This window comes from Geodermatophilus sp. SYSU D00710 (assembly GCF_054050195.1).
Map to the genome: position 1 here is coordinate 24,302 of NZ_JBJGYX010000054.1, position 9,836 is coordinate 34,137.

At 74.6% G+C, this 9,836-nt stretch carries 7 protein-coding genes; 4 read left to right on the top strand and 3 right to left on the bottom strand.

Annotation, left to right across the window (positions count from 1 at the left end):
- Positions 1-19: 19 nt before the first annotated feature.
- Positions 20-1,234 (bottom strand): threonine ammonia-lyase, encoded by a 1,215-nt coding sequence (ilvA, locus tag ACI78U_RS19785; RefSeq protein ID WP_456877100.1) that lies wholly within the window; start codon positions 1,232-1,234, stop codon positions 20-22.
- A gap of 72 nt (positions 1,235-1,306) precedes the next feature.
- On the opposite strand from ilvA, the gene ACI78U_RS19790 reads away from it, so the two are divergent.
- Both ACI78U_RS19790 and ACI78U_RS19795 read left to right on the top strand, forming a co-directional pair.
- Positions 1,307-2,770 carry a sigma 54-interacting transcriptional regulator gene (locus tag ACI78U_RS19790; RefSeq protein ID WP_456877101.1) on the top strand — a complete coding sequence of 488 codons (1,464 nt, stop codon included), beginning with the start codon at positions 1,307-1,309 and terminating at the stop codon, positions 2,768-2,770.
- A gap of 2 nt (positions 2,771-2,772) precedes the next feature.
- Positions 2,773-4,755 (top strand): VWA domain-containing protein, encoded by a 1,983-nt coding sequence (locus ACI78U_RS19795; RefSeq protein WP_456877102.1) that lies wholly within the window; start codon positions 2,773-2,775, stop codon positions 4,753-4,755.
- A 52-nt stretch (positions 4,756-4,807) separates the two neighbouring features.
- Here ACI78U_RS19795 and ACI78U_RS19800 read toward each other — a convergent pair whose 3' ends face one another.
- Positions 4,808-6,181 carry a DUF2252 domain-containing protein gene (locus ACI78U_RS19800; protein WP_456877103.1) on the bottom strand — a complete coding sequence of 458 codons (1,374 nt, stop codon included), beginning with the start codon at positions 6,179-6,181 and terminating at the stop codon, positions 4,808-4,810.
- A gap of 50 nt (positions 6,182-6,231) precedes the next feature.
- Here ACI78U_RS19800 and ACI78U_RS19805 point away from each other — a divergent pair, with 50 nt between their 5' ends.
- Positions 6,232-7,281 carry an SGNH/GDSL hydrolase family protein gene (locus ACI78U_RS19805; RefSeq protein WP_456877104.1) on the top strand — a complete coding sequence of 350 codons (1,050 nt, stop codon included), beginning with the start codon at positions 6,232-6,234 and terminating at the stop codon, positions 7,279-7,281.
- A gap of 125 nt (positions 7,282-7,406) precedes the next feature.
- Positions 7,407-8,627, top strand: coding sequence for an acetyl-CoA C-acetyltransferase (locus tag ACI78U_RS19810; protein ID WP_456877105.1), 1,221 nt, complete (start codon positions 7,407-7,409; stop codon positions 8,625-8,627).
- Positions 8,628-8,766: 139 nt separating this feature from the next.
- Here ACI78U_RS19810 and ACI78U_RS19815 read toward each other — a convergent pair whose 3' ends face one another.
- Positions 8,767-9,681 carry a Bax inhibitor-1/YccA family protein gene (locus tag ACI78U_RS19815; protein ID WP_456877106.1) on the bottom strand — a complete coding sequence of 305 codons (915 nt, stop codon included), beginning with the start codon at positions 9,679-9,681 and terminating at the stop codon, positions 8,767-8,769.
- Between the last annotated feature and the right edge of the window lie 155 nt (positions 9,682-9,836).

A 9,836-nucleotide genomic window follows, 5' to 3' on the forward strand; every position in this document is an offset into this window, starting at 1 on the left:
GCGGCGCGGAACTGATCGCTCAGGCCTCCGCGACGGCGAAGCCGGCCTCCTCGAGGGCGGCGGTGACCGACCGGGCGTGGTCGGGACCGCGGGTCTCGAGGACGACGAAGACCTCCACCTGGCCGAGGTCGAGGCGGGTCGCCGTCCGCTCGTGCTCGACCTCCAGCACGTTGGCGCCGGCGGCGGCCAGCACCGACAGCACCGCGGCCAGCGAGCCGGGCCGGTCGGGCACGCGCAGCCGCAGCCGCAGGTAGCGGCCGGCCGCGGCCATGCCGTGCTGCACGACCTTGAGCAGCAGCACCGGGTCGATGTTGCCGCCGGAGACGACCGCGACCACCGGCGGCTCGAAGGCGCCCGGGGCGGCCAGCACCGCGGCCACCGCGGCGACCCCCGCCGGCTCGACGACGAGCTTGGCCCGCTCCAGGCAGAACAGCAGCGCCTGGGACATGTCCTCCTCGGTCACCGTGCGGACCTCGTCGACCAGGTCGCGGACGTGCGCGAAGGTGAGGTCACCGGGCGACCCGACGGCGATGCCGTCGGCCATCGTGGCCATCCCGGACAGCGCCACCGGCCGGCCGGCCGCGAGCGAGCCGGGGAACGCGGCGGCCGCCGCGGCCTGCACGCCGACCACCCGCACGCCCGGCTCGCGCTCCTTGACGGCCGCGGCCACGCCGGAGACCAGCCCGCCGCCGCCGGTGCAGACGACGACGGTGGCGACGTCGGGGCACTGCTCGAGGACCTCGAGGCCGACGGTGCCCTGCCCGGCGATGACGTCGGGGTGCTCGAAGGGGTGGATGAAGACCGCGCCGGTCTCCTGCGCGTGCGCGACCGCCGCGGCCAGCGCGTCGGTCAGGTCGGCCCCGGTCAGGCGGGCGTCGGCCCCGTAGCCCCGCGTCGCCGCCACCTTGGGCAGCGGCGCGGTCTCGGGCATGAAGACCGTCGCCCGGATGCCGAGCATCCGGGCCGCCAGGGCCACGCCCTGCGCGTGGTTGCCGGCGCTGGCCGCGACCACGCCGCGCGCCCGCTCCTCCGCGGAGAGCCGGGACAGCCGGGTGTAGGCACCGCGGAACTTGAACGAGCCGGTGTGCTGCAGGTTCTCGCACTTGAGGAACACCGGCCCGCCCACCCGCTCGGCCAGCGCCCGCGAGTGCTCGAGCGGGGTGTGCCGGACGACGCCGTCGAGCAGGGCGGCGGCCGCCGCGACGTCGTCCCCACAGACCAGCTCCGTCCCCACGCCGCCGATCCTCGCAGGCCCGTGACCCGCAGGCGTTCCCGGATCGTCGCAGGTGGTCGTACCGTGGCTGGAGTGACGGACGTCGCACCTGCGCAGACCCCACCCGCACCCACGACCCTCGGCGAGCTCCGCGCCTCCGGAGCCGTCGCCCGGCCGGTCAAGGCCGAGATCCGCGCCAACCTGCTCGCCCGCCTCGGCGCAGGCGAGCCCACCCTGCCCGGCATCGTCGGCTTCGAGGACACCGTCGTCCCCGAGGTCGAGCGGGCCCTCATCGCCGGCCACGACCTCGTCCTGCTCGGCGAGCGCGGCCAGGGCAAGACCCGGCTGATCCGCACCCTGGTCGGCCTGCTCGACGAGTGGACCCCGGTCCTCGCCGGCAGCGAGCTCAACGAGCACCCGCTGGCCCCGATCAGCGCCTGGGCGCGCCGCCGGATCGCCGAGCTCGGCGACGACACCCCGGTCACCTGGCTGCACCGCAGCGAGCGCTTCGGGGAGAAGCTGGCCACCCCGGACACCAGCGTCGGCGACCTCATCGGCGACGTCGACCCGATCAAGGTCGCCGAGGGCCGCACGCTGGGCGACCCCGAGACGGTGCACTACGGCCTGGTGCCCCGCACCAACCGCGGCATCTTCAGCGTCAACGAGCTGCCCGACCTCGCCGAGCGCATCCAGGTCGCGCTGCTCAACGTGCTCGAGGAGCGCGACATCCAGATCCGCGGCTACCGCGTGCGGCTGCCGCTGGACCTGCTGCTGGTGGCCAGCGCCAACCCCGAGGACTACACCAACCGCGGGCGGATCATCACCCCGCTGAAGGACCGCTTCGGCGCCGAGGTGCGCACCCACTACCCGATCGAGCTCGCCGACGAGATCCGGCTGCTGCGCCAGGAGGCGAGGACCAGCGGGCTGGGCGCACCGAGCGGGCACGACGCGTTCGACGCGCCCGTCGTCCCCGAGCACCTGCTGGAGATCGTCGCCCGGTTCACCCGGCTGGTCCGCGAGTCCAGCCACGTCGACCAGCGCTCCGGCGTGAGTGCCCGGTTCGCCATCGCCGGGCTGGAGACCGTCGCCGCCTCCGCCGTCCGCCGGGCCGCCGTCGCCGGGGAGACCCGGCCGGTCGCCCGCGTGGTCGACCTGCCGAGCGTCGTGCCGGCCAGTCGCGGCAAGGTCGAGTTCGCCGACGCCGGCAGCGACCCCGACGACGACCGCGAGCTGGAGGTCCTCGAGCACCTGCTGCGGCAGGCGACCGCGCAGACCTTCCGCGCCCGCTGCGGCGGGCTGGACCTCACCGGCCTGCAGGAGCACTTCACCGGCGGGGAGACCGTCGAGTCCGGCGAGCTCGTGCCCGGCGCGGCGCTGCTGGGCCAGCTCGGCACCATCCCGCGACTGGCCGAGCTGCTCGGGCGGCTCGGCGTCCCGGAGGGCGAGCAGTCGGCCGAGCAGGCCGCCGCCGCGGTGGAGTTCGCCCTCGAGGGGCTGTACCTCACCCGCCGGCTGGCCAAGGACACCGACGGCACCCGCACGGTGTACGGGGCCTGACGGTGGCCCGCCCACGCCCCGGCAGGGGGTACCGGTACGGCCGCTGGCGGGGCGGGCCCGACCCGCTCGCCCCGCCCTACGACCTCGGCAGCGCCGTCGACGAGATCGGCGACTCGGTGCTCGGCGGCAGCGGCGTTCGGGAGGCGCTGCGCGAGCTGCTGCGCCGCGGCATGGACGGCCGGCGCGGCCTGGACGAGCTGCGCCGCTCGGTCCGCGAGCGGCTGCGGCAGGCGCGCACCGCCGGCCGCATGGACGGCACGCTGCAGGAGGTGCGCGAGCTGCTCGACCGGGCGCTGGAGGCCGAGCGCCGCCAGCTGTTCCCCGACCCCGACGACGCCGCCCGGCTGGCCGAGGCCGAGCTCGACGCGCTGCCGCAGGACACCGCGGGCGCGGTCCGGGCGCTGAAGGACTACCCGTTCCGCTCCGCCGAGGCCCGCGAGGCCTACGAGCAGATCCAGGACCTGCTGCGCCGCGAGGTGCTCGACAGCTCCTTCGCGAACATGAAGCAGGCACTGCAGAACGCCACCGAGCAGGACGTGCAGGCGGTGCGGGACATGGTCGCCGACCTGTCCTCGCTGATCGACGCGCACAACCGCGGCGAGGACACCGACGAGCGGTTCCGCGAGTTCATGGACAGGCACGGGCAGTTCTTCCCCGACGACCCGCAGTCGGTGGACGAGCTGATCGACTCCCTCGCCCGCCGGGCCGCCGCGCAGGAGCGGATGATGGCCGGCCTCTCCCCCGAGCAGCGGGCGGAGCTGGCCGACCTCATGGCCCAGACGATGTCCGACCTGGGCCTGGCCAGCGAGATGGCCCACCTGCAGGACGCGCTGCGGCAGGCCCGCCCCGACCTGCCCTGGGGTCAGCGCGGGCAGGTCCCCGACGGCGAGCAGGCGCTCGGCCTGGGCGACGCGACCAGCGCCGTCGCCGAGCTCGCCGACCTCGAGGCGCTGTCCAACCAGCTCTCCCAGGGCTACGCCGGCGCCTCGCTGGCCGACGTCGACGAGGAGCTGCTCGAGCAGGCGCTGGGCCGCGACGCCGTCGACGACCTCGCCGCGCTGCGCCAGCTCGAGCGGGAGCTGGAGCGGCAGGGTCACCTCGTCCGGCGGGACGGCAAGCTGGAGCTCTCGCCCAAGGCGGTGCGGCGGCTGGGCGCGACGGCGCTGCGGCGGGTCTTCGCCAAGCTCGACGCCACCGGCCGCGGCGAGCACGACGTCGCCGACGCCGGGGCCGCGGGGGAGCTGACCGGCGCCTCGCGCGAGTGGCACTTCGGCGACGAGCAGCCCCTCGACGTCGTCCGCACGGTCCGCAACGCCGTGCTGCGCACCGCCGGGGAGCCCCGCGAGGACCGGCGGGTGCGGATCGCCGTCGAGGACTTCGAGGTCGTGGAGACCGAGCGGCGCACCGGCGCGGCCGTGGCGCTGCTGGTCGACCTCTCCTACTCGATGGCGCTGCGCGGCACCTGGGGCGCGGCCAAGTCGACGGCGATGGCGCTGCACTCCCTGGTCACCACCCGGTTCCCCCAGGACGCCATCCAGATCATCGGCTTCTCCTCCACCGCGCAGGTGCTGCGGCCCGAGACGCTGGCCGAGCTGAGCGTCGACACGCTGCAGGGCACCAACCTGCAGCACGGCCTGATGCTGGCCCGTCGCTTCCTCGCCCGGCACCGCGACGCCGAGCCGGTGGTCCTGGTCGTCACCGACGGCGAGCCGACCGCCCACCTGGAGGACGACGGCACCCCGTACTTCTGCTGGCCGCCGATGCCGGAGACGATCGCCCGGACCGTCGCCGAGGTCGAGCGGGTGGCCCGGTCGGGGGCGACGCTCAACGTCTTCGCCCTCGACCCGGAGCCGAGCCTGGTGCACTTCGTCCACGACATCACCGCCCGGGCCGGCGGGCGGGTGTTCACCCCCGACAGCGACCGGCTCGGCGAGTACGTGGTGGCCGACTACCTCCGCACCCGCAGGGGCCGGCGGGCCCGCTGAGGCATGGGGAGCTCTCCGCACGTCCCGGCGGCGGGGACGTGCGGAGAGCTCCCTATGCCCGGCGCGGGCGGACCGGGTGCGAGCCGGTCGAGCTGACCCCCGGGATCGCGCCGGCGCGGAAGGCGTCGACGAAGAGCCGGTGGTCCTCCTGCGTCTGCCGGGCGTAGGCGTGGGCGAAGGCGACCAGGTCGTCGAGGAACTCCGCGCGGCGGTCCCCCACCACCGCCCCGATCGCCTCCTCGACCTGGAAGTCGACGAGCGTGTGGTCGCTGTCGGCGTCCCCGACGCAGTGCATCTTCGCCGTCGCCCGGCCCAGCTGCGCCAGCACCGGCGCGATCTCCTCGGGCTCGGTGAGGTCCTCCCAGTCCAGGTCGTTCTCGTAGGGCGAGAGCTCCTGGACGACGAAGCCGACGCCGTCGATCTCGGTGTGCCCGAGGAACTGCGAGGCGTTGGACTGCAGCGCCCGCTGGCTGACCGCCGTCCGGTGCCCGTGGTGCTCGAAGTAGCCCGCGATCGCCGGGTCCCGGACGACGCGGCTGGGCGCGGCCACGTTGCCCTGCTTGATGGACAGGACGACGTCGTTCTCCAGCGCCTGGTCGTAGCCCTCCAGCAGCACGTTGTAGGCGGGCAGGCCCGCGCTGCCGATGCCGAAGCCGCCGGTGCCGATCAGGTCCTTGACGTCGTAGGCCACGTCGCGACGGCGCACCGGGGGCACCACCGTCGTCCGCCAGCGGTCGAGGGCCGCCAGCACGCGGTCGCGCTCGTCGTCGTCGAGCCGGCGGGTGCGGCCGCCGTCGGTGAAGCGCCGCTGGTACCGCTCGACGACGGTCATCCGGTCCAGCAGCGCGGCGCGGGTGCGCGTCGTCGTCTCCAGGATCGCCTCGCGGACCGCGCCCTCGGTGTCGGCGGCGGTCAGGGCGAACGAGCGGTCGTCGTCGGAGCGGGCGAAGGCCGCGACCTGGTCGAGGTAGGCGGTCAGGTAGGTGCGCAGCAGGTCGGAGATGACGTCGTCACCGAGCGCCTTGCGCCAGGCCAGCAGCGCGAAGCTGGCCACGAAGCGGCGCAGGTCCCAGCTGACGTGGCCGACGTAGGCCTCGTCGAAGTCGTTGACGTCGAACACGATCCGCCCGGCGCCGTCCATGTAGGTGCCGAAGTTCTCCGCGTGCAGGTCGCCCTGGATCCACACCCGGCTGGTGCGCTCGTCGGCCCACCGGTCCTCGAGGACGTCCATGTCGGCGTAGAACAGGCACGCGCTGCCCCGGTAGAAGGCGAACGGGTCGGCGGCCATCTTGCGGAACTTGGTGCGGAAGGCGTCGGCGTCGGCGGCCATCAGCTCGGAGAACGCCTCGACCAGGACGTCGACGATCAGCCGCGACCGGTCACCCGACGTTCCCCCAGAGGCCACCCGCACGGGGGATTCGGACACGGAGCGCACCGTAGAGGCTCGCTAGCCTGCAGGACAGGTGGTCGCAGCGCGTGACGATCGGGGTGGCGGTGACTCGAGCGAGCAGGGCACGGCGGCTGGTGACCGCCGCCGCCTACGGCGGTGGCGGGGTCGGCCTCGCCGGCGCCGGCCTGCTCGCCCTGCTGCGCTGGGAGGCCCTGTCGGCCCGCCGCCGGGTGGAGGCGCGGACCGCCGAGCAGCCACCGCCCCCCGGCGACGGCGTCTACGGCCGGACCCGCGGCCGCGCCAAGCCGCTCGTGTTCGCCGTGCTCGGCGACTCCAGCGCCGTCGGGCTGGGCGTGGAGCGGGCTGCAGAGACGCCGGGCGTGCTGCTCGCCGCGGCCCTGGCCGAGCTGGCCGAGCGCCCCGTGCGGCTGGTCCGCCTCGCGGTGTCCGGCGCGGAGTCCTGCGAGCTCGACCCGCAGGTCGAGCAGGCCGTGGCCCAGCGCCCCGACCTCGTGCTGATCATGATCGGCGCCAACGACGTCACCACCCGCACCCGGCCGGCGGTGTCGGTGGGCCACCTGGCCGACTGCGTGCGGCGGCTGCGGGAGGCCGGCGCGGAGGTCGTCGTCGGCACCTGCCCCGACCTCGGCACCATCCGGCCCATCGGCCAGCCGCTGCGGCTGCTGGCGCGGCGGTGGAGCCGGCAGCTGGCCGCGGCGCAGACGATCGCCGTCGTCGAGGCCGGCGGCCGCACCGTCTCCCTGGGGTCGGTGCTCGGTCCCTCCTTCGCCCAGGACCGGACCCTGTTCAGCATCGACGAGTTCCACCCGAGCGCCGCCGGCTACGCGGCGGCGGCCGCGGTCCTGCTGCCCGCCCTCGCCGACGCCGTCGGCGTCTGGCCGGCCCGGGACGAGCGACGCCGCGAGCGTCGCGGCAGCGTCCGCCCGGTCGCCCGGGCCGCCGCCCGCGCCGCGGGGCGCCCCGGCACCGAGGTGCGCGCCACCGAGGTGCGGGGCTCGAGCACCGGTCCGCTGGGCACCTGGGCGCGGCTGCTGCGCCGCCGGCCCACCGAGCTGCCCACGCCCGAGGAGGTCCGCGAGGCCGTGGCGGAGGTCCCGGTCTCCAGCGCTCCGTGACGCGCACCACAGCCGTGCTGTGTCCCGGGCGCACCGGCGGTCCCCGGCCTCCCCAGGGGTAGTTTCCGGGGTGACCCGACACCCGGTGCTCCCCGGCCGGAGCCCGCCTCAACGCGGAGGACCCCATGCCCGAAGCCGTCATCGTCGCGACCGCACGCTCCCCCATCGGTCGCGCGTTCAAGGGGTCGCTCAAGGACCTCCGTCCCGACGACCTGGCCGCCACCATCGTCCGCGCGGCGCTGGACAAGGTGCCGGCGCTGGACCCCGCCGACATCGACGACCTGATGCTGGGCTGCGGCCTGCCCGGCGGCGAGCAGGGCTACAACATGGGCCGCGTGGTCAGCGTGCTGCTGGGCATGGACCACCTGCCCGGCACCACCGTCACCCGCTACTGCTCCTCGTCACTGCAGACGACCCGCATGGCGATGCACGCGATCAAGGCCGGCGAGGGCGACGTGTTCGTCTCCGCGGGTGTCGAGATGGTGTCGCGCTTCGTCAAGGGCAACAGCGACTCGCTGCCCGACACCAAGAACCCGGTGTTCGGCGACGCCGAGGCGCGCGTGGCCAAGGTCGCCGAGAGCGGCGCAGAGTCCTGGACCGACCCGCGGGAGGGCGGCGACGTCCCGGACGTCTACGTCGCGATGGGCCAGACCGCCGAGAACCTGGCCCTGCTCAAGGGCGTGACCCGGCAGGACATGGACGAGTTCGCCGTCCGCAGCCAGAACCTGGCGGAGAAGGCGATCGCCGAGGGCTTCTGGGAGCGGGAGATCACCCCGGTCACCACGCCCGACGGCACCGTCGTCAGCAAGGACGACGGCCCGCGCGCCGGCACCACGCTGGAGGGCATCTCCGGGCTCAAGCCGGTCTTCCGCCCCGACGGGCGGGTCACCGCGGGCAACGCCTGCCCGCTCAACGACGGCGCGGCCGCCGTGGTGGTCATGAGCGACACCAAGGCCCGCGACCTCGGCCTGACCCCGCTGGCCCGCGTCGTCTCGACCGCGGTGACCGGCCTCTCGCCGGAGATCATGGGCTACGGCCCGGTCGACGCCTCGCGGCTCGCGCTGCAGCGGGCCGGCCTGACCATCGACGACATCGACCTCGTCGAGATCAACGAGGCGTTCGCCGCGCAGGTCATCCCCAGCTACCGCGACCTGGGCATCGACATCGACAAGCTCAACGTGCACGGCGGCGCGATCGCCGTCGGGCACCCGTTCGGCATGACCGGCGCCCGGATCACCGGCACGCTGATCAACGGCCTGCAGACCGAGGACAAGACCCTGGGGCTGGAGACCATGTGCGTCGGTGGCGGCATGGGCATGGCGATGGTGCTCGAGCGCCTCTCCTGAACCCGTCGGGGCCGGCCGCCGGCCCCGGACACCACAGTGGCCCGGCCCCCGTGAGGGGACCGGGCCACTGCTGTCTGGTGGCCCCGCTGCAGGGGCCCGCGCCGAGCCTGCGAGGCGTGGGGGGCAGCGGGGTCCTTACTTAGTTGTCCTGGAAGTAGGACAGCAGCCGCAGGATCTCCAGGTACAGCCAGACGACCGTGACGAGCAGGCCGAAGGCGATGTACCAGGCGAACTTCGCCGGGGCGCCGCGGCGGATGGCCTGGTCGGCCATGTCGAAGTCGAGCAGCAGCGAGAAGGCCGCCACACCGATCACGACGAGGCTGAACACGATGGCCAGCGGGCCGCCGTCGCGCAGGCCCAGACCGCCCGGGGTGAAGAAGCTGGCGATCAGGTTGACGAGCACCAGCGCCAGGACGCCGAACAGGGCGCCGACGATCCAGCGGGTCAGCTTGGGGGTGACCCGGATGGCGCCGGTCTTGTAGACCACCAGCATGCCGGCGAAGACGCCGAACGTGCCGATGAGCGCCTGCACGACGATGCCGGGGTAGATGCTGTTGAAGGCCTCGCTGATGGCGCCGAGCGCGACACCGTAGAGCGCGCCGTAGGCCAGCGTGGCCACCGGGTTGGCGATCTGCTTGAAGCTGATCACCAGGCCCAGGACGAAGGCCACGAGCACGGCCGGCAGGGCCAGGCCCCAGGCGGCCTGCCCGGGCATCGCCCAGACGGCGGCGGCGGCCAGGACGGTGACGAGGAACGACAGTCCGGTCTTCTGGACGACGTCGTCCATCGTCATGTAGCGCGTGGCCGGCGGGCTGAAGGGAGCCGGGGCCGGGGTGCCGTACTGCTGGTCGCCGTAGGGCTGGCCGTAGCCCTGCGGAGCGCCGTAGGGCTGGGCGTACTGCGCGCCGTAGCCGGGAGCGGCGTTGCCCTGCTGGCCGTACGGCTGCCCGTACTGCTGGCCGTAGCCGGGAGCGCCGTAGCCCTGCTGACCGCCGCCGGAGGCGGCGTTGGCGAAGCCCCGGCCGAAGACGGGGTTGTGGCTGGGCATCGTCATCTCCTCGAGGTGACTGGTCGGTCGGTGGGCTGCGTCCTCACACCCCACTCGGTCCCTGTAACGCTGCAGGGGGCCTGCGCGTTCCGCATCCCCGGGGGGTCACCCGACGGTGGTGGAGACGGCCGTGGCGCCGCCCCCGGGTGGGGACGGCGCCA